This window comes from Haladaptatus paucihalophilus DX253 (assembly GCF_000376445.1).
Taxonomy (GTDB): domain Archaea; phylum Halobacteriota; class Halobacteria; order Halobacteriales; family Haladaptataceae; genus Haladaptatus; species Haladaptatus paucihalophilus.
Map to the genome: position 1 here is coordinate 789,669 of NZ_AQXI01000001.1, position 18,961 is coordinate 808,629.

Annotated in this window: 22 protein-coding genes; 6 read left to right on the forward strand and 16 right to left on the reverse strand. The window is 63.7% G+C overall.

Annotated features, from left to right (window positions below; all coding sequences use genetic code 11):
• Positions 1-68: 68 nt before the first annotated feature.
• The 7 genes from B208_RS0104495 to B208_RS0104525 form a co-directional block, all read right to left on the reverse strand.
• A complete protein-coding gene (locus B208_RS0104495; protein WP_007980406.1) occupies positions 69-485 on the reverse strand; it encodes a hypothetical protein in 417 nt (138 codons plus the stop codon).
• A 130-nt stretch (positions 486-615) separates the two neighbouring features.
• A complete protein-coding gene (purM, locus tag B208_RS0104500; RefSeq protein WP_007980408.1) occupies positions 616-1,590 on the reverse strand; it encodes a phosphoribosylformylglycinamidine cyclo-ligase in 975 nt (324 codons plus the stop codon).
• Between the two features lie 50 nt (positions 1,591-1,640).
• Entirely contained in the window at positions 1,641-2,258 is a 618-nt protein-coding gene (locus B208_RS0104505) for a zinc metalloprotease (RefSeq protein WP_007980410.1), read from the reverse strand.
• Entirely contained in the window at positions 2,255-3,973 is a 1,719-nt protein-coding gene (locus tag B208_RS0104510) for a TraB/GumN family protein (protein ID WP_007980413.1), read from the reverse strand. The genes B208_RS0104505 and B208_RS0104510 overlap by 4 nt, the downstream gene beginning before the upstream one ends.
• Before the next feature lie 79 nt (positions 3,974-4,052).
• Positions 4,053-4,352, reverse strand: a complete 300-nt coding sequence (locus B208_RS0104515) for a HalOD1 output domain-containing protein (protein WP_018128722.1) — start codon at positions 4,350-4,352, stop codon at positions 4,053-4,055.
• 85 nt (positions 4,353-4,437) lie between these two features.
• Positions 4,438-4,773: an ArsR/SmtB family transcription factor gene (locus tag B208_RS0104520; RefSeq protein WP_007980416.1), complete on the reverse strand. Its 336-nt coding sequence runs from the start codon at positions 4,771-4,773 to the stop codon at positions 4,438-4,440.
• A 46-nt stretch (positions 4,774-4,819) separates the two neighbouring features.
• Positions 4,820-6,505: a bacterio-opsin activator domain-containing protein gene (locus tag B208_RS0104525; protein WP_007980418.1), complete on the reverse strand. Its 1,686-nt coding sequence runs from the start codon at positions 6,503-6,505 to the stop codon at positions 4,820-4,822.
• Between the two features lie 86 nt (positions 6,506-6,591).
• Between B208_RS0104525 and B208_RS0104530 the strand changes: the two genes are divergently transcribed.
• Positions 6,592-7,071, forward strand: a complete 480-nt coding sequence (locus B208_RS0104530; protein WP_007980420.1) for an acyl-CoA thioesterase — start codon at positions 6,592-6,594, stop codon at positions 7,069-7,071.
• A 37-nt stretch (positions 7,072-7,108) separates the two neighbouring features.
• Here B208_RS0104530 and B208_RS0104535 read toward each other — a convergent pair whose 3' ends face one another.
• Entirely contained in the window at positions 7,109-8,116 is a 1,008-nt protein-coding gene (locus B208_RS0104535) for a DUF4397 domain-containing protein (RefSeq protein ID WP_232423718.1), read from the reverse strand.
• Positions 8,117-8,311: 195 nt separating this feature from the next.
• On the opposite strand from B208_RS0104535, the gene B208_RS0104540 reads away from it, so the two are divergent.
• Positions 8,312-8,770, forward strand: a complete 459-nt coding sequence (locus tag B208_RS0104540; RefSeq protein ID WP_007980423.1) for a hypothetical protein — start codon at positions 8,312-8,314, stop codon at positions 8,768-8,770.
• Here the strand turns inward: B208_RS0104540 and B208_RS0104545 are convergent.
• On the reverse strand, positions 8,767-9,156 hold the full coding sequence (locus B208_RS0104545; protein WP_007980424.1) for a MaoC/PaaZ C-terminal domain-containing protein: 390 nt from the start codon (positions 9,154-9,156) through the stop codon (positions 8,767-8,769). The genes B208_RS0104540 and B208_RS0104545 overlap by 4 nt on opposite strands.
• Positions 9,157-9,265: 109 nt before the next feature.
• Between B208_RS0104545 and B208_RS0104550 the strand changes: the two genes are divergently transcribed.
• Positions 9,266-10,900: a rhomboid family intramembrane serine protease gene (locus B208_RS0104550; protein ID WP_007980425.1), complete on the forward strand. Its 1,635-nt coding sequence runs from the start codon at positions 9,266-9,268 to the stop codon at positions 10,898-10,900.
• Positions 10,901-10,959: 59 nt separating this feature from the next.
• Here B208_RS0104550 and B208_RS0104555 read toward each other — a convergent pair whose 3' ends face one another.
• Together B208_RS0104555 and B208_RS0104560 are read right to left on the reverse strand one after the other, a co-directional pair.
• Positions 10,960-11,580 (reverse strand): METTL5 family protein, encoded by a 621-nt coding sequence (locus B208_RS0104555; RefSeq protein ID WP_007980426.1) that lies wholly within the window; start codon positions 11,578-11,580, stop codon positions 10,960-10,962.
• A 65-nt stretch (positions 11,581-11,645) separates the two neighbouring features.
• Positions 11,646-12,038: a hypothetical protein gene (locus B208_RS0104560; protein ID WP_007980427.1), complete on the reverse strand. Its 393-nt coding sequence runs from the start codon at positions 12,036-12,038 to the stop codon at positions 11,646-11,648.
• Between the two features lie 126 nt (positions 12,039-12,164).
• Between B208_RS0104560 and B208_RS0104565 the strand changes: the two genes are divergently transcribed.
• A complete protein-coding gene (locus B208_RS0104565; protein ID WP_007980429.1) occupies positions 12,165-13,121 on the forward strand; it encodes a hypothetical protein in 957 nt (318 codons plus the stop codon).
• Positions 13,122-13,213: 92 nt separating this feature from the next.
• Positions 13,214-14,122 carry an esterase/lipase family protein gene (locus B208_RS0104570; protein ID WP_007980431.1) on the forward strand — a complete coding sequence of 303 codons (909 nt, stop codon included), beginning with the start codon at positions 13,214-13,216 and terminating at the stop codon, positions 14,120-14,122.
• A 215-nt stretch (positions 14,123-14,337) separates the two neighbouring features.
• Here B208_RS0104570 and B208_RS0104575 read toward each other — a convergent pair whose 3' ends face one another.
• Together B208_RS0104575 and dph2 are read right to left on the reverse strand one after the other, a co-directional pair.
• Positions 14,338-15,603 carry a hypothetical protein gene (locus B208_RS0104575; RefSeq protein ID WP_232423719.1) on the reverse strand — a complete coding sequence of 422 codons (1,266 nt, stop codon included), beginning with the start codon at positions 15,601-15,603 and terminating at the stop codon, positions 14,338-14,340.
• Between the two features lie 35 nt (positions 15,604-15,638).
• Entirely contained in the window at positions 15,639-16,676 is a 1,038-nt protein-coding gene (dph2, locus tag B208_RS0104580; RefSeq protein WP_007980433.1) for a diphthamide biosynthesis enzyme Dph2, read from the reverse strand.
• 110 nt (positions 16,677-16,786) lie between these two features.
• Between dph2 and B208_RS0104585 the strand changes: the two genes are divergently transcribed.
• Entirely contained in the window at positions 16,787-17,185 is a 399-nt protein-coding gene (locus B208_RS0104585; protein ID WP_007980434.1) for a YlbF family regulator, read from the forward strand.
• Positions 17,186-17,244: 59 nt separating this feature from the next.
• Here the strand turns inward: B208_RS0104585 and B208_RS0104590 are convergent, their stop codons facing one another.
• From B208_RS0104590 to B208_RS0104600, 3 genes are all read right to left on the reverse strand, one after another.
• Positions 17,245-17,733: a TspO/MBR family protein gene (locus B208_RS0104590; protein WP_007980435.1), complete on the reverse strand. Its 489-nt coding sequence runs from the start codon at positions 17,731-17,733 to the stop codon at positions 17,245-17,247.
• A 55-nt stretch (positions 17,734-17,788) separates the two neighbouring features.
• On the reverse strand, positions 17,789-18,112 hold the full coding sequence (locus tag B208_RS0104595) for an EthD family reductase (protein ID WP_007980436.1): 324 nt from the start codon (positions 18,110-18,112) through the stop codon (positions 17,789-17,791).
• 196 nt (positions 18,113-18,308) lie between these two features.
• On the reverse strand, positions 18,309-18,926 hold the full coding sequence (locus B208_RS0104600) for a YbhB/YbcL family Raf kinase inhibitor-like protein (protein ID WP_007980439.1): 618 nt from the start codon (positions 18,924-18,926) through the stop codon (positions 18,309-18,311).
• Between the last annotated feature and the right edge of the window lie 35 nt (positions 18,927-18,961).

Consider the following 18,961-nt stretch of genomic DNA (forward strand, 5'->3'; position numbering starts at 1 on the left):
AGGAATGGTGATGTGAGAAGAAATGGTGAGCGACGGTGGGGCACGAGTGGCGTAATCAACAGGTGGAATCAACAGATGGCGTAGGTGATACCGACCGCCCCGTCCTTCTGTATCTGTATGTGGACGTTTCCGTAACACTCGTTCGTCTCGACCGTCGTACACTGCTTGTAACCCGTGTCACTCGAACTGGCGTCGAGGAGTTGGACGCACACGCGGAACGTTTCCACGTCCGTCGCCCCCGTCCGTTCGAGGTTGTACAGCGCGGCGGTGTCGGCCGGTCCGACCTGACGGGTGACTTCGAAGACGGTTTCGTCGGCCGCCTTCCGCACCACCCAGACGTGAACCGTCTGCTCCTCGTCGTACCCATTTTCGAGCCAGATGGTGTGGTCCGAGTCGAACGTGCTCGTCTTGGACTCGAACACGCACCCCGCGACGGCGAACGTACCGGCGGAACCGAGCAGGGCGCGACGGGTCAGACCGGACATGGCGAGAACACCACACTCTGTTTAAATAAGCATTCTGGAACAAAGAGTGGGAGCTACCAACTCCGCGTCGGGAGAAACACCGTTCCGTCCCCACAGCACGTCCCCGCTCGGATGGAAAATTATCCAGCTATCAGTCCAAACTCAACCCGCGAATCGCCACCGTTTCGCCCTCCGCGACGGTGCCGATAATCCGTCCGTCCGTCTCTTCGGCGAGCGATTCGGCGTCGTCCTCGGGGAGTGCGACGACGAATCCGGTGCCCATGTTGAACGTGCGGTGCATCTCCTCGTCGGAGACGTTGCCGCCGTCCTGCACGAAGTCGAACACCGGCTGTGCGGGGAACGGGTCGTCGATTTCGTAGCGGTGCTCGCCCATGCGGAGCAGGTTCGTCCACCCGCCGCCCGTCACGTGCGCCGCGGCGTGCACGTCCCGCTCGCGGAGCGCGGGAAGCAGGTAGGTGTAGAGGCGCGTCGGTTCGAGCAGCGCCTCGCCGACGGTTCCCTCGTCGAGCGGGAAGTCGTCGTCGTAGTCGTGGTCCTTCGTCGCCGCCTTGCGGGCCAGCGTGAGGCCGTTCGAGTGAATCCCGCTGGATTCGAAGCCGACGAGAACGTCGCCCACTTCTGCCTCACCGGGGAAGATGGCGTCCTTCGGCGCGAGTCCGGCGCAGGCACCCGCGAGGTCCAGCCCCGAGATGACTTCCGGCATGACGGCCGTTTCGCCGCCGACGAGGGCGACGCCCGCTTCCTCCGCACCGGCCGCGAGTCCCTCGCCGACCTGCTCGGAGAACTCTTCGGTGGGTTCGTCCACGGCGAGGTAGTCCACGAAGGCGACGGGTTCGACGCCGCTCGCCACGAGGTCGTTCGCGTTCATGGCGATGCAGTCGATGCCGACCGTCGAGTAGTCGCCGAGCGCCTCCGCGACGAGCAGTTTCGTCCCCACCCCGTCCGTCGCCAGCGCGAGGTACTGGTCGCCGATGTCGAGCAGTCCCGCGTAGTCGGTCGTGTTGTCGATGTCCGAAACCGCGCCGACGAGGGCTGCCGTCGCCGCTTCGCTCGCGTCGATATCTACCCCCGCGTCGGAATACGTCAGTTCCTCTTCCTCGGTCATGGTGAAACGCGTGTTCCGGGCGAGTAAAGGTTTGCCGTTGTCCCGTTCGGCTACAGCACCAGCAGCGCGTACAGCGCGAGCAGCACGCACGGAACGAGCGTAGCGATGAAGGCGGTCGTACTCCACTGCTGGACCTTCTTGCCGTCGAGCGGTCCCCACGGGAGCATGTTGAAGCCCGCGAGGAGGAAGTTAATCTGCGCGCCGCGGTAGCCGATTTCCGTGACGAGGGACGGCCCGACGAAGATGAGCGGGAAGAACAGAACGCCGAGGACGACGTTCGTCATGGGTCCGGCCAGCGCGATGAGGCCGTTTTCCCGCTCCGTCACCATCCCCCGATGATACACAGCGCCGGGTGCCGCGAAGAGGAACCCGGCGAGTCCGCCGACGATGGCGAGCAACAACATATTGTAATCGGCGCGGAACTCGGCGAGTTGGCCGAACCGAATCGCCACCACCTTGTGGGCCAACTCGTGAAGAAGGAAGCCGATACCCGCCGTGAACAGCGAGACGACCAACGCTCCGACGAACGTCGCCGACGAGAATCCCATGCCGGGCTGGAGGAGCGACTGTCCGAATCCGGGCTGGAGAAAGAGGGTGAAGGCGAGGCCGAGCGCGCCCCACGCGACCAGCAGGTCGCGGAGTTCGCGCGCGCTGAAGCGGATGTTCACGTCAGCACACCCCAGATGAGGTCGGCGCTGTTGTGCGCGCCCTCGACCATCAGCCGCGTGATTTCATCGACGCCGCCGATTTGCGGACCGAGGAACGGTAGGACGACGAAGGGGAACAGGGCCGTCGCTATCATGCTCCCGACGTTCGTCATGGCGACGACGGCGATGAGCCGGAAGAGGGGCACGTCGAGCATCCGGGACATGACGTCGGCGAGGGGCAACTCCTCGTCGCTCATGATGTCGTTGAGTTTGGCGATGTCGGCGATGTTGACCTGCGTGTACTTCAACTCCATGTAGCCCGCGAACCAACCCGGTGCGAGCAGCGGGTTGATGCTCGTCAGCCACGCGATTGCGCCGCCGACGAGGGCGCTGCCCCAGTGTGCGCCCGCGAGTTTCGCCAGTCCGAACGCGAAGACGCCGTTGAACAGGAACCACGCCGCGAACACTTGAATGAGAAACGTGTTTCGAACGCCCGCCATCGCCAGCAGGATGAAGAAGGCGAAGAAGGCGACCATGATGAAGTAGCCGAAGAATTTGAAAAGCGACAAGCGCTTTCCCTTCTCGGTGCCGACGAGCGACTCCATCGGCGGGAGGGTGCTCGGGTTGGCGAGGTAGCTCTCGATTCCGGCGCGGTGACCCGCGCCGACCACGGCGATGACGTCGTGGCCCGCTTCGCGGAGCGCGACGAGTTTGTGCGCGATGAAGGCGTCGCGTTCGTCGATGAGCGCCTCCGCACCGCCGGGCGAGAACCGACGGAACTCCTCCATCATCGCCGTAACCACGTCGCCGTCGGTGAGGTCCTCGATGTCGAACTCCTCGTCCAACTCCTCTTCCTCGACCGTTCCGCTTCCGAGGAGAACCCCACCGAGCACGCCGAGCACCATGCCGATGCCGACGCCGACAGCGAGCGAAGTGAGGATTCGGAGCACGACGCCGCCGATTCCGACGAGCGTCCCGGCGCTGACGACGCCGAGGGCACCGGTGCCAACCGCGAGGCCGCCGACGATTCCGAGAACCAGGCCGCCGCCGAGCGCTATATCGATGCGCCTCGTCAGGCCGACGGAGAGGGCGAGGCTGCCGAGCACGAGTCCGGCGACGGTGCCGCCACCGAGACCACCGACGAGTTGGAGCGCACCGCTTCCCGCACCGAGGGTGAGCGTGGCGTTCAATCCGAGGAGCGGCGAGAGGAAGATGCCGAATATCATGGCGAAGAAGACGCCGAAGACGGCACCGCCGATGAGGCCGATGGTGAGCGGGTCGGTGACGCCGAGGGCGAGACTGCCCACCATCCGTAACTTCTCGCGGGCGCTCATCCGCGCCCAGAAGCGCTGAATCGTCATCTGGATGTCGCGGTCCACCAGCGCCACGCCGCTACCGTGTCGTTCGGCGGCGTCGATGGCGGCCTTCATGTCCGCGCCGGGTTGGATATCGAACTCCTCACCCATGCGCGACTGGACGTACGACAGCATCCAATACGCCAAGAACTGGAAGACGGTGTTTCCGTGAAGGAGGTCGGACGGGTCGAGGTCGTCAGCCACTTCCCCCTGCATCTGCCGGTATCGTCCCTCGTCGAGTTCGACGGCGACGATTTCCGGTTGATCCTCCTCGATGGCTTCTTCCACTCGCTCGACGCTCGTTTCCGAGACGTGGGCCGTTCCGACGACTCGTACGTTTCCCTCGCCGCCACCGGATGACGGCGGGTGCTGGTCGGTCATCAATGACGATACTCTCCCTCCATTTTTACCAGTATCGATGACAAGGCAATTTTTCTACCCGTTTCGGTTGCGAATCGAATTAATCCGCTCGGCGAACGAGAACACGGCCGTGGCTCTTGACGACGACTTCGTGATTCTCGACGACGAACGATATTTCACCCGTGACGGGGCGGAGTTGGCCGTCGCCGCGGGGACCGAAAATAGTTTCGAGGGCGTCCACATCGACGACGTGGTGGAGGGGTTGTAGTTCTTCGGGGGCACGACCGCTCGCCGACGAGAGCGTCTCGACGATGGTTTGGACGAGCGTCATTTCGCCGCCCCACGAGTACTGTGCCGACGCGACCGGTTCGGGCGTTCCTTGTAACACGGGGTCGTTCATGAATCGATTCGACGATTCGAACGCACATGCTACTGTGCGTTTAATGGTTGAGTTTTTAAATAGGGGCAGAAATGTGAGCAGAGTTTCATCGGACGGAGCTGTCGGCGACCTCGAACAAGTCCTCGTACGCGTCGGGGAAATCGACGAATTCGACCGACTCGCGTTCGGAGTCCCACGCCACGAGTCCCGCCTCGTCGAGCATCGGGAGGTGAACGTGCACGAGCGCGATTCGCATCCGGTCCGTTTCTCCGTCGAGCCGGTCGGCGAGCTCCGACACCGGAATCGGCTCGTCTTCCGAGCGGATGACGACCAACGCCTCCCGTCGAGTCGGCACCGAGAGCACCTTGAAGATGGCGTTCAGCGAGGGAGTCGTAGCGTCGTCCCATCGGCTACCGTCCCTCGGGATTGTCTCGATTGTCATACCAGAACCCAGACACCGAGGAGCATTGAGTGAGAGGGCTAAACGATTAGTCTCGCTCCGGCTCGTCGAAGATGGCGGAGAGAACCTTTCGTTCTGCGATTCGGAGGTGCTTGTGCAGGGTCGGAGGCGCGATGTCCAGCGATTCGGCGAGTTCCTCGCCGGTACTTCCGCGCGGCCAGTCGTAGTATCCGGCCCGATACGCGGTCGTGAGGGCGGTCAGCTGGCGTTCGGTGAGACGGTCGTCGAGCGTATCGCGGAAGCGGGCGCGCGTTTCGGTCGGTTGTTCGACTGTCTGTCGGGAGACGAGCTCCGCGTCCTCGAACACGCCCGTCATGGCGTTGACCACCTCTCGAACGTCCCCCGTCTCCGGAATGTCGACGGTGACGTGCGCGACCCCCTCCTCCGCAACTGCCGAACGGATGATACCACCGTGATTTGCGAGCGTGGAAAACGCCATCGGCCCGGCGTAGCGGACCTCCAGCAGGCACTCGTCCTCTCGCTGGGTGATGGCTCGAAAGTGCGTGACACCCTCGAATTCTTCGAAGAATTCGAGGACGCGCTCGGGGTCGCTACCCTCCGTCGAGACGTACAACAGGAGCGAGCCGTCCGGGTGCAGTACGGCGTCTTCGAACCGGGACGTACCGCCGACCTGTTTCGTGAGCGCGGTAAATGGATAGTCGTCCTCCGAGAACCGGAAGGTCAGTTCGATGGTCCGTTCCGAGACGAGCGCCTGTCGCGTTTTGACCGCGGAGAGGGCGTAACCGACCATCTGCCCGAGTTCCCCCAGAACCTCGCGTTCGGGTCCCTCGAACGCGAACGGACGGTCGGCGTAGACGCCGAGGACGCCGTGAATCGAATCGTCGTACCGGAACGGAACGAACGCCATCGACCAGCGACCGGCGTCGGAGTCCGAAGCGCCCCACTCGTCGCCGCGGTCAGCGTCCTGTACCACCCACACCGACCGATTTCGAATCGCCTCGATGGCCGGTCCGTCCGACGCGTCGAAGTCCATCCGCCGGAGCCGCTCTGCGTCTTCCTCGTCGATACCCGCCCCCGACACCACCGTCAACGTCTCCAACTCCCGGTCGAAGCGGGCCACGAGCGCGAATCGATAGGGGTCGGCGTCGGCGATGCGGTCACAGACCGTTCGCTCTATCTCGTCCGCGGTGTCCGCACGGACGACGGCGCGGTCGATGCTCCGAACGACGGCGTTGATGTGACGGAGCTGTTCGAGTTCGTCGCGCTGTGCTCGCAGCGCCGCGTCCCGCCGCTTTTCCCACGAGATGTCGCGGACGACGCCGACGGTTCCCTCGAATTCGCCGTCGGAGAGCACCACGGAAAACCGGAGTTCACAGGGGACCCGTTCCCCGTCCGCGTTTCGTATCGGAGCCTCCATCGCTCGGACCCCGCCCGGTTCGTTCGCCAGCAGGTCCGCGATTTCGTCTTCGACCCGCGTCACGTACGGTTCATCGACGAGAAGCGAGGCGTGTTCGCCGAGCAGTTCCGCGCGGTCGTAGCCGGTGGCCTCGACCGTGGCGTCGTTGACCGAGACGAAGCGACCGGCCGGGTCGAGTTGGTAGATTCCGTCCCCGATGGCGGCGACGACCTTCTCGGTCGCCAACAGTCGGGTTTCATCCGTTCGTCGCTCCTTTTCCGCTTCCACTCCCTCATTTCTTCGCTCCTCTTCCGCCTCCGCTCCCTCCTTTTCCCCCTCCTCCCGCTCCTCGCTCATTGCGATACTAGCCGTTAGCGAGGTGGATAACTCTGGCGCGCGGGGAACCGCGGCCAACTAAATACGCCGCCCGAGAATGGTCGGGTATGGCAGACACGGCAACCCTGATGGATTCGTACACCGAGATGACCGAACTGCTGTTGCCGAACGACACGAACAACCTCGGTCGGGCGCTCGGGGGTGTGGTGTTGCACTGGATGGACATCTGCGGGGCCATCGCTGCGATGCGATTCTGTGGGAACCAGTGCGTCACGGCGTCGATGGACCACGTGGACTTCATCTCGCCCATCGACCGCGGCGAGGTGGCCGTGGTGGAGGCGTTCGTCTTCGAAACCGGCCGGACCAGCATCGACGTGAAGGTGAACGTCCGGGCGGAAGACCCGCGGAAGGGCGAGGAACGCGAGACGACGACCTCGTTTTTCACGTTCGTCGCACTGGACGAAAACGGCACCCCGACGCCGGTCCCGAATCTCGACTGCCCGGACGAAAACCAGCAGGCGCTCCGCGATTCGGCCCGCGAGGAGCGACTCCAACAGCTCCAGAACGTGGTTGACCGAATCGACTGACCGCGAAAAAACCGTCCGCAAAAATTCGACCGTCGCCCTACTTGCTGGTCGTTGTGGTCTCGTTCGCCATCGTCGTTTCGTTCATCGCCGTCGTTGTCGTCGTCATCTGTTCTCCGGTCGTCGTTTCGTTCATCGTCGTGGTCGTCATCTGCTCGGTGGTCGTCTCGTTCATCGCCGTGGTCGTCATCTGCTCGGTGGTCGTCGTGGTCGTCGTCTGTTCGCCAGTCGTCGTCTCGGTCATCGTCGTGGTGGTCTCGTTCGCCGTCGTCGTCGCGGGGGCGGCGGTCGTCGTCTCGTTCGCGGCCGCCGTGAAGTCGGTCACGAGGATGAGGTCGAGCGGTCTATCGGGACTTCCGGCCGGGACGCTGCTGTTGTCGGCGTAGCCCGCCGCGAACGCCGAGTAGACGGTGCGGTCGGAGAGCGACACGTTGAACGTCTTCAGCACCTCGCCGGAATCGTTCGCCGTCGCGGGGCGAACTTCGAGCGTGTAGTCGCCCGCCGGGACCTGCTTGTATGCGGTCGCGTTGCGGAACGAGACGTTATCGAACAGCGTGGTGTTGGTCTCCGCGACTGTCACGTCCACCGGTCCTGCGTCGGGCGAGACGTGAACGAGGCGCACCGAGGCGTTGCCCTGGTCGGGCGCGGTGAAGTTGTCCTCGTAGACGACCGGTTCGAAGGCGGTGTCGCCGCTTCCGGAAATCAGGCCGGTTGCCGCGACGGTGTAGTTCGTGTCGGCGTCGAACGTCACGTTGTCCGAGAAGACGACCGTGCTCGGGTCGTCAGCGGCCGTAATCGTGACGTTGTGTTCTCCTGCCGACAGGCTGGTATAGTCGGTGACGTTCCCGTAGGACAGGTTGGAGACTACCGTCTCGTTGTCCACGAGGACGTCAACCGGCGGCGCATCGGGCGACATGTGCGCGATGCGGACCTGTGCGTCACCGCTCTGATTTCCTTCGGCCATCGCCCCCATGCCGGCGAAGCCGACGCTGAGTGTGACCAACAGTGCGACCAATCCGACTCCGAGTGTGCGTGTTGTTTCCCTCATTCCAGTGGCATCGTCGGCTACCACGAGGATAAAGCGCCCACACCGTCCATCCGCATAATGGCGGTTTTCGAGCCCGGTAACTCCCGTTTCTGGCGAATCCGTCGCATCGAAATCCTCGCCTAACGCGGCGGTGGCGGCGTCCGGCCCTCGGCGGTCGAAGGAACGCTTATCCGACATCCCGTTCTATCCGGGGCCATGGGACTCGACGTGCCGACCCCGGACCCGCCGACGCTTCGTCCGGAGGCAGATGTGCAGGAGTACGACGACGTGTCGGTGGCGGCGGAGAACGACTACCACCGCGACGAACTGGAAGCATTCCTCCACGAGGGCGCGTGGGAGGAGTCGTTCGACCGGTGGGCCGCGGACACCGAGTTGGACGAACGCGAGTTCGAAACCGCGGTCGATCTGGACCTGTTCGCCGAGTTCGACTTCTTCTGGGACGACTTCGCGGACCGCGTGGGGTACCACGCGCCGGGCATCCCCGAGGACTGGAAGGTCAGGGATATCCACCCGGACATCGACTCGTGGAACGCCGTCTCGTCCATCAACGCCTCCCTAACCGAACTCGGACAGGTGGTCTGTGACGTACTCGAAGCGGACTACGTGGATTGGGAGGCGGAGTTCGACGCGCCCGACGACCTGCCCGATTTCTAATCCTCGGCCGACTCCCGAAATATCACACCGTCGATATCACCGGCGAGGGCGACCGCATCCGACTCGTTCGTACAGGAAAACGAGACCACCATCTCGTGGCGCTCGGGGCGCGTGGTGACGCTCTCGACCGTGGTTTCACACGTTATCTCCTCGCCGACGTACACCGGGCGGCGGAACTCAAAGCTCATCGTCCGAGCGACGAAATCCATGTCGCCGCCGATTTTCGTGGGGAGCGTCGCCGTCAACAGGCCGTGTACCATCGGTTCTTCCTCCTCGACGTGGTGGCTCCCGCGGTCGCCCGAGAGGTCGGCGAACGAAGCAACGTCCGCGGCCGTGAACGTCCGCGAGAAGGTCCTCGTCTCGCCTTCCGTCGGCGTGGCTGTCATGCCTATTCGTTCACACGAATCCACCTAACGTTTTCTCCGGGTCTTCGGCGCGAGGGTCGGTAAATCGAGACGTGTTCGTTTTATGGTATCGGGGTCACACACTCCGGGTATGGTGTCGCCGCTCGACGGGTGGCCGATGCAACTCGGTATGTCGCTCGGCCTGTTGGTATCCGCGCTCATCGTCTGGGGATTGGACCGTCCGCGTGGACGGTGGGGAACGGTCCTCCGGAGGCGGTTGTTGTTCGGCGTCCCGTGGGGCACCCTCGTCTGCGTCACGGGCGTCGTCGCGGTGTACCTGTTCGTACAGGACGGCTGGAACCACTGGTACAACCCCGTCACGGTGGCGTTCGCGTCGTGGTCGTACCTCTACCCGCTCGGCATGCTCGCCGGGCCGTTCTCGCACGTCGGCCCCAGCCACCTCCTCGGCAACATGACCAGCACGCTCGCCGTCGCGCCGTTGGCGGAGTACTACTTCGGACACTACCCCCCGGAGCGGGGCGAGACCTCGTTTTCCTCGTGGCGAACGAACCCGTGGGTGAGGGCGTTCGTGTTGTTTCCCCTCGGCGTCGTCGTCATCGCGCTCTGTACGGGCCTGTTTTCGTGGGGACCGGTCATCGGGTTTTCCGGCGTCTTCTTCGCCTTCGCCGGGTTCGCCCTCGTTCGCTACCCGCTCGGAACAGTCGTCGCCCTCTCCGCCCAAGACGTGATTCAGACGCTGTACGTGGCGTTTCGGAGTCCCCAAACCATCGGCGAAGCGACGACGCACTTCTCGCGCCCGTGGTGGTTCGGCATCGCCGTGCAGGGCCACACGTTGGGATTTTTCCTCGGCGCGGTCGCGGGCGTCTACCTCCTCCGAACGCGTGACGTCCGGCCGAGCGCGCTCAGGACGTGGGCGGGCGGCGTCATCGTCCTCGTCTCGTCGTCGCTGTGGGCGTTGTGGTGGTACCGCGGGATGGAGACGTTCGTCCTCTTTCGCGGCCTCGGCGTCATCTTCGTACTCGCGCTGGCGACGCTGGTCGCGCTCGCCGTCCGCACGACCGACCGAAACGCGTTCTCCCCGAAGACTCGACAGGTAGGGGCGGTTCTGCTGTTGATTCCGCTCATCGCCATGGCGGGCGTCGCCGTTCCCATCAACCTCACGTCGGTTCAACACGGCGGTCAGAACGCGCTCTCCGGCGTGTCGGTTCGGGGATACACGGTGACGTACGCCGAGGACGTACCAAATCAGAAGGTGTCCGTCGTGGACGTGTCGGTTGGCGGCGAGACGACGCAAGTGAACACGAGCGGCGTCATCGTCGTCAACCCGGACCGGGAGATATGGTCGCGGGAGGTGTCGAAGGGACAACTCGCGTACTCCGGCGGAGCGACGGTTAGGGTCGGCGGCGTCGGCTGGTCGAAGGCGGTGCGGATAAAGCGCACCGGCTGGAGCGCCACCGGCGGCGGGACGGCGTATCAGGTGTGGCTTCGCCCGTTGGACGGCCAGTGGAAACGCGCCTTCTCGTCGGGACCGGCGACCGCGAGTCCCGTCCTCGCCGGGAACAACGTCTCCATCGTCGCGCAGAAGGGACGGTTCGCGCTTCGACTCTCGCGGAACAACACCACCGTTGGCACCGCGCCGATGCCGACGCGGAACGCGACGGTCACGGTGGACGGCATCCGGTTCACCCGCGAGAAACGCCGCATCATGGCGTCCATCAACGACACGCGGGTTCAAGTCGCCGCGAAGGAACAGTACCGCAACTAGCGCCACCGATACGGAAAATAGCGTCACCGATACGGAAAATAGCGTCACCGATACGGAAACTATCGCCACTCGATTCTGAAGACCTCGGCGTCGAGAACCGTTCGGTCGCTTCGCTGGAACTCGAACTGCCGCGAGAGCGGTAGCTCGGCGCGGAAGGCGTGCGTCACCGCGGCGTCCGCGTCGGCAGCGAACGACTCGACGAACGCCATGCTCCCCTCGTTGTGAATCGAGTAGGACACGTCGGCGACGGCGGCGGTCGTTTCGAGAAACTCCCTGTCCGCGTGTTCGTTGCCCCGTTGTGCCCCGAACGGCGGGTTCATCAGGACGGTCACGGGGTCGTCGGGACACAGCGGTGCGTCAGTCGCGTCGCCGAGCATCCAGTCGATGGAACGGGCAGGTTCCACCCGACGTTCGTTCTCCGTCGCTTGGCGCAACGCCGCCGGGTCGCGGTCGAGTCCGACGACGCGGACGGGTGAGCGCGTCGCCGCGCCGATGGCGAGCATGCCGGTGCCCGTTCCGAGGTCGACGACGGTTTCGCCCGCGATGTCGCCGTGCACGTCGGCGAGGTGGACGAGGTGAGCCGCGAGGTCCGCCGGTGTCGGGTACTGTTCCAACTCGACCCGCGGGTCCTCGAACTCGGTGACGGCGGAGAGGCGTCGTTCCAGCGCGCGTTTCCCCATGGTCGGGCGAACGCGGCGGGGTGACGTAAGAAGCAGGATTCGGAATGCGAGGGTCGAGGGTCGAGTTACAGTGCCAGCGGGCCGTCCAGTTCGAGCGTGACGCCCTCGCGGCGGGCGCGCTCCTTCAGCGCGGCGAGGGACGGACGGACCTTCGATTCGTCTGCCACGGTGTCGAACTCGACGGTGACGGTTCCCGCGCCGAGGAACGAAGCGGTTCGAATGTACTCGCGGATGCGGTCCGCTTCGTCCTGCGTGGCGAACGAACAGTCGGCGTCGAAGCAGGCATCCACCGTCACTTCGGCGGGGACGTACTCCTTCGCGGCGAGTTCGGCTTGGAGGTCGCGCAGGTCGTCGCGTCCGGACGGAAGCGCGGCCGCGTCGAGCGTTACGGGGGTCTTGTCCGCGGGTCGGCAGCGTTCGATGGCGGTTTCGATGGTCGAGGGACGAGTGGCGCTCATGGCTACCACACAATACCTACCGGGAATACAAAAAGGTTTGTGTATGTCCAGTAGTAATTGAATATGGGTCAAACGACCGTTACAGTCACCTGAAAGTACTTACTGAGCGAGGGGAGATGTGATGCCATGAACCGACGACGTGCCCTCGCGTGCGTCGGGTCCGTCCTCCTCGCCGGGTGTCTCTCCGAATCGACATCCGGGGGTTCGGACCCCGCCGCGTCGAACGCGACGAACGGAACGACCACGACCACGACCACCGAGCAGCCGAACACCTCCACCGGAACACCCGCCTCGCCGACCCTCGAAATCCCGGCCGAGAATCACTGTCCGTCGTTCGGCGATTCCCGGGTCGTCTGCTCCGTGGACGCCGACGACGGGACGACGTTGCAGATGGTACCGTCGAAAACGCGGGTGGACCTTCCGAAAGCGACGGTTTCGTTCACCCTCCGAAACGAGACGGGGGCGACGTTCACGACGAACTACTACGGGTGGTCCGTATCGAAGCGCGTGGACGGCGAGTGGTTCCACATCGCGCCCCAAATCGTCCCCGAACCCGCGATGATGCTCGAATCGGGCGATTCGCACACGTGGACTCTCACCATCGACAACACCGACCTCGATGCCGCGAGCGCCCGTTCACAGGGAACCGACGACATCGCGCTCGTGGGACTCGGCGGCGGCACCTACGCCTTCGGTATCGACGGGTGGTTCCAAAAGGGGGGCTACGAGAACGCAATCGGCGTCGCCGCCCGGTTCGAACTGAACGGTGACGACCTCGAACTCGCGCCGACCGCCGACCTCGAAGTGGTCGGACGGAACGGCGACGAGAAACGCGTCCGGCAGGGAGACGGCGGGGAAACGTTCGTCGCCACGCGCATCGACGAGTCGGAAGCGGAGGACCCGCGGCGCGTGCTGCCCGAGGAGGCCGTCCGTCTCCCCGCGCTTCGCAACCTCCTCGCGTCGTTCGAATCGGGCGTCGAAATGGTTCGTCTCGACACTGAACAGACCGGCCCGTTCTCCACCGACATGGGGGTCATCGAGTACGAGGGCGAGACATACAGAATCACACCAGTAGACGTGTGAGAACGCGAAGCCGAGAAAGTGAAATCCTCTACCCGATAAAATATAATAATATTTACGATAGAATTAAATTCGCCGATTAGGTATGTGTATTCATGCCACGCGACACGGACGATACAAACGGACGGACCGGAATGAGCCGTCGAACGATGCTGAAAGGGACCGCCACCGCGGCGGTCGGGTTGGCCGGGTTCACCGGAAGCGTCGCCGGGTTCGAGGGCGACGACGGAGACATCACCGGCCCGGCGGACTTCCCCCGTGCGACGACGCGCGGTCACTTCGACATCAACTGGCTGTACGAGGAGGAGTTAACGGACGGGCACACGAAGTGGGATTACGACACCGTGGGAGACATCCCCGGCTACGGAAGCGCGACCCCCGACGAGGTGGTCATCTCGGTCCACGGATGGTTGGTCGCATCGGACGAGGCTCCGGACCACTTCGAGACGGTCAAGACCTCGCTTCGGAACAACGGTTACACCCACCCCATTATCGGGTTCAGCTACGACTCGGACACCCGCCTCGACCAGTGGTGGCCCGCGACGGACATCGCGGAGCGAAACGGCGCGAAACTGGCCAATTTCATCACCGACTACCGCGCCCGGACCGGTGCCGACGTGCGCCTCATCGGCCACTCGCTCGGCGGGCGGGTCGTTCCGGCGACCATCAAAGCGTTGGACTCGCTCGGCTACCGCGATTACGTCGCGTCGGCTACCCTGCTCGGCGGTGCCGCCGACAACGATGCCGTGGCGGTCGATGGCGAATACGGTCCCGCCATCGCCAACGTCGTCGAACAGTTCGACAATTTCTGGAAATCGGACGACAACGTGCTCAACTGGGCGTACTCGACCGGCGAATTCGACGCCGCCGTCGGCGAGGAGGGCTGTGAGGGGACGCCGCCCGCGAACTACGAGGACCACAACGTCGATTACGTCCCCGACCACTTCTCGTACCACGAACCCGGCGACGGGTGTATGGCTGACGTTGTTGGGGAGTTTCAGTGAGCATCGTGAACTGAAGCAAGTCAGAGCTTTGCTCTGACGGAGTTCTCGTGAGTGACGGAGGAACGAACGAGAGCACGTCGGAACTCGTTCCGACGGAGTTTTCGTGAGTGAAACGAGCGAATGCCAGAAAAAGCGGAGCTTTTTCGCGGTTCTCGTGAGTGACGGAGGAACGAACGAGAGCCAGCCAACGTAAGCGTTGACTGGATCTCGTGAATTTACCGCCGAGTTAGTCGCTTCGCGGTTTTCGGTGCGTGCTTCGAATACGCCCACCCGAGCAGATACCGGCCGTAGGCTTCGGCGTGGGGGAAATCCTCGTCATCGACCGTGCTGTCGCCCGAATCGATGAGGCCGTGTGCTGTATCGAGAAGGGTGCGAGCGAACGACCCGTCGTCGGATTTCGATAGCGCGGTGCGGAGTTCGGACACCGCCAGTTTCTTCGCTCGGAAGACGCGTTTCGAACCGATTTCGCCCGACTCTTTCGGAATATCGACACGTCGTTTCGCGTCTCGCCACGCGAGAAAGTGCTGGAGTGCGTCGGCGGTCGTCGTGGCCGAAAGCACTTCGTATCCGTCTTCCCGGTACCGCTTTGCGTCCCAGAGGGTATTTCGACCGTAGAACCATCCGTGCGTGTAAATGCGACCCCGCAGTCGCCGATACGGGCTTTTCGGCAGGTCGTCGTCCGCATTGTCGTCCCCTTTCGAGCGAAGTTCCTCCGCCTGCTGTTCGAGGTGCGTTCGATTCCGTGCGAGTGCGTCTCCGAACGGGTTCGGGTCCTTCAGACCGCCACGATACCGCTCGTAGAGGCGTCTGCCATCATCGAAATCCCGTCGTGCCGATTCGATATCACTGAGCGATTTTCCCGCCTCCATCGCGTCTTCGGGCGGCGAATCGAGGTCGAGAAAGGACGCGGCCTGCTGTGTGTGCCGTTCGACCCGTCCGACGTGAACGAGGAAGTCGTTCGGGTCGTCACACTCGTACTCGATGTTCGTTCGAAACGAGTCGATTTCGCGTTCGAGTTTCGTCTGTGACCGTTTCGGATTTTTCTCCGTATACTCGTCGTTCAGATACTGTGCCGTTCCGAGCGTTTTGGCCGCGGTGCTCGCCGCCCATTGGCACCGTTCGAGGGTTTGTGGCGTTCCGGAACCATCCTGAATGTCGTCTATCGTGGCTCGTGATCGGTCCGGTAAATCGTTCAGATAGTCCCGGTCGAACTCCTTCAACGCGGATTTGTCGGCCCGTTTCCACTCCGTTTTCGCCTCGTCGATTATCCGCTGTGCGTGTGCCTTTGCGACTCGGACGTGACTCGCGGGAATCTCGATTCGCGGCGGGATGGACGGGATTCCGACGTGTTTCGTCCGCGCGTCCACGACCGGTGCGGGCATGGTATTGGTGACGAATGAAGCCGAACCGAGACCGAGGACCGACCCTCCGGCGAGGAGAACTCGTCTGCGGGAGAGAGGGCTATCCGGGCGAGGGGACATGATAGAGAAAGGAAACGATAGCTACAAAAATTTTCCTACCACGTGCCGTGGAAGGTGTCGAATTCGAGGGAGTCCAGCGGCTCGTTGCCGACGGCGATTTCGTACTCGCCGGGCGTGAGCATGGGTTTGTGGAAGCGCGGGCCGTCGTCGGTGGTGATGCGCGGACAGCCGGTGTTGACGAAGGCGTCCATGTCGAAGTTTCGCAGTCGGTCGGGCGTCACCTCGTCCATCGTGATGAGGTAGGCGTTCTCGTTTTCGTCGAGGATGTCCTGTGCGACGTCCCAGCGGCCCTGCCCGATTTTGGTGCAGAAGATGACGCCCCACTTCTCGGCGTCCATCGCGCGGTGGACCGCGCCGTAGCGCTGTTTGAGGAACTTTTCGGTGTCCGCCACGGTGACGACGTTGTTCACGGGGTCGGCGATGACGACGGTCTTATCGGGGTGCTCCATCGCCAAGCCGAGCGGGTGGAACTTCCCGCCGCCGACGTAGAGCACTTGGTCGGCGTCGATGTCCGCCGAAGCGTAGTTACATCCCAAGACCTGCCCCTCGTGTGTCAGTCGGTCGTCGCCGCGTCGGGTGTGTACGTCGAACCCGCGCTCTTCCAACCACTCGCGCATCTTCTCGAAGTGGTTCATGTGCTGGGCGGTCGTCACGAGGCCGACGTCGCCGACTTCGAGTTCCTCCAGCGATTCTTCCATGATGGGGAAGACATCGACGTTGGAAAACAGCGGAACGTAGATGACCTTGTCCGTGTTCTTCATCGGCGAGTGGCCGAAGTGGACGAACACGTCGGTTCGCTTCATCAGGTAGGTGTCCAAGTCACAGGCTCCGTAGCACGGCTGGCCGGAGAGGAGAATCGTCACGTCGTCGGGGAGCAGTTCGCGCAGGTCGTCCGCCACCTGCGGGCCGCGGCGTTTGAGTCCCTCGGGGAACTGCAACCCCACCTTGTCGGCGTCGCGCTCCTCGACCGCTTCGATGATGCGGTCGAGTTCGTAGTCCCACTCCCGGTCGTGCTTGAGGGACATCCCCGTGTTCCTGAGGTCCCCCTCGCTGTACTCGCTTTCGTTGCTCATTATCCCCTCATTGCGGGCGAGAACTTTTAACCTCGGCGTTCTCGGTTTTCCCGATCTGCTCGATTTCGGGATTCGGCAGGCCTAAAGTCCTTCAGCCCGAATCCCGAGACATGAGCGTCGACACGACGACGGAGACCGCGGAGCAGTCCGATATCGAACGGCTGGCGACGGAACTCGGTGAGGCGATCGTGGAAAGCCCCGTCTACCAGCGATTCGAGGAGACGAAGGCGGCCGTCGAAGCCGACGAGGAGGCACAGGAGCGGATCAAGGAGTTCGAACAGCTCCGACAGGAGTTCATGCTCGCGCGACAGACGGGCGAGGCGACCCAAGACGACGTGGCGGAGGTCCAGAAGGCCCAGCAGGAACTTCACTCCCTGCCGGTCATGGCGGAGTATCTCGACGCACAGGACGAACTCACGGCGCGACTGGAGGACTTGAACCGCGCCGTCTCCGAGCCGCTCGCCGTCGATTTCGGCCAGCAGGCTGGCGGTTGCTGTCAGGACGAGTAGTCGGACACCCGAATCCCCGTTTTCTGCTCCTGCGACGCATTCACGGCGAGCGACGGCACTCAGTTCAGCCGCCAGAGTTCGTAGTTCAACAGGGTGGCGAAGGCGACCCAGCAGAGGTACGGCACGAGCAGGAGGGTCGCCCGTCGGTCGATTCTGGCGAAGGCAACCATCGTTGCGACGATGGCGGCGAGGAGGGCGAGGATGACCGCGAGTCCGCCAGCGGGCCAGCGCATGCCGAAGAAGACGAGTGTCCACCCGGCGTTCAGGACGAGTTGCACCGCGAAAACCGCGAGCGCGAACCGGTTGTCCCCCCGTCGCCAGACCAGATAGAGCGCAATACCCATCAACAGGTAGAGCGTCGTCCAGACCGGGCCGAACACCCAACTCGGCGGCGTGAAGGCGGGCTTTTGCAGGGTCGTGTACCACGTCGCCACGTCGTTCGCGGTCAGAAACGACGGGATGATCCCCGCCAGTTCACAGACGACGATACAGACGAGCAGGGCGGGCACGTCGCGGAGCGAGAACGACGAACGCTGTGCTATCTCCATGGGGTCGCTACGACACGAAAAAGGGTGTTCCTTTCGCCGAACTACGTGGGTTCGACTAGTCGAGGTCGTCCAACTGGACCGTCTCGTCGAGGATGAGCGTCGGTCCCTGTTCCGTGTCGATGAACTCGGCGGCGTCGGCCATGACCTCCGTTCCCTTCTCGGAGTCGAAGGCGGCCTTCATGTCGGCGGTCGAGTCGAAGTAGAGTTCGAGCACGCCGTCGTAGCCCGCCTTCTCGGGGTCCTTCGAGACGGAGGTGACGTACTTCCTCAGGCCGGGCAGTTCCTTGGCGAGTTCGGAGTGCTCTTCGAGCCAGTACTCCTCGAACTCCTCGTGGGTCATGCCGTCCTTGCGCACCAGCAGATCGACCATCTTCATCATGGTACTCGAAGTCGGTTCCCCGACGACTTCGTTGTATCGACTGCTCCGCGGAAATTCCGCCGTCGCTCCCGAAACGGAGTCGGGTAGGTGAGCGTTCCGCCGACGCCCGCAAGTGCGTTCTCCGAAAGGGTGGAACCTGAAACGCCTCGTCGGGCAAGTCGAACGGATTCTCGAATCCGGCATCGACGGTCGTCCGTTAGCGTCGCCCGAACGTCGCCGTGAACCGCGACCGGCCGACTCGGTTCCCGTCCATCGCGCTGAACAGCGCGTCCCGTTCTGTCCCCGCGTCGAGCTGTAGCTCGCGTTCGAGGAGGTACAGCGTAAACCGGTAGGTGTGCGGCCCGCCGCCCGTCGGCGGGCAGGGATCGCGGTAGCCGATTTCGCCGAATCCGTTGGTTCCCTGCCGCGCGCCGTCGAGCGACCCGACCGTCCGCCGCCGTGGCACGTTTTTCGGCACCGTCGTCGTCCCCGGCAGGAGGTTCCACAGCAACCAGTGGGTGAACGTCCCGCTCGGCGCGTCCGGGTCGTCGACCACGACGGCGAGCGAGTTCGCGTCGTCGGGCACCGACCCGATTTCGAGCGGCGGCGAGACGTCATTACCGCTGCAGGTGAACTCGGTCGGAACGCTGGCACCGTCCTCGAACGCGGGTGTCGTGAATTCAGTCATGGTGTCGCTCCGTTCGGTTGTTCGCGTCGATTCCGTTCCCGTCGGGCGGTCGCTCCGGCCGTCGCCGTCGCGGCGAACGCCAGCACACCCCGCCAGGGCGACGCCTCCCCCACCCAATCCCACGAGGACGGTTCGTCGTCGGAGCATTACGTGGTATTTCGCGGCGCGCGGTAAAATGCCCT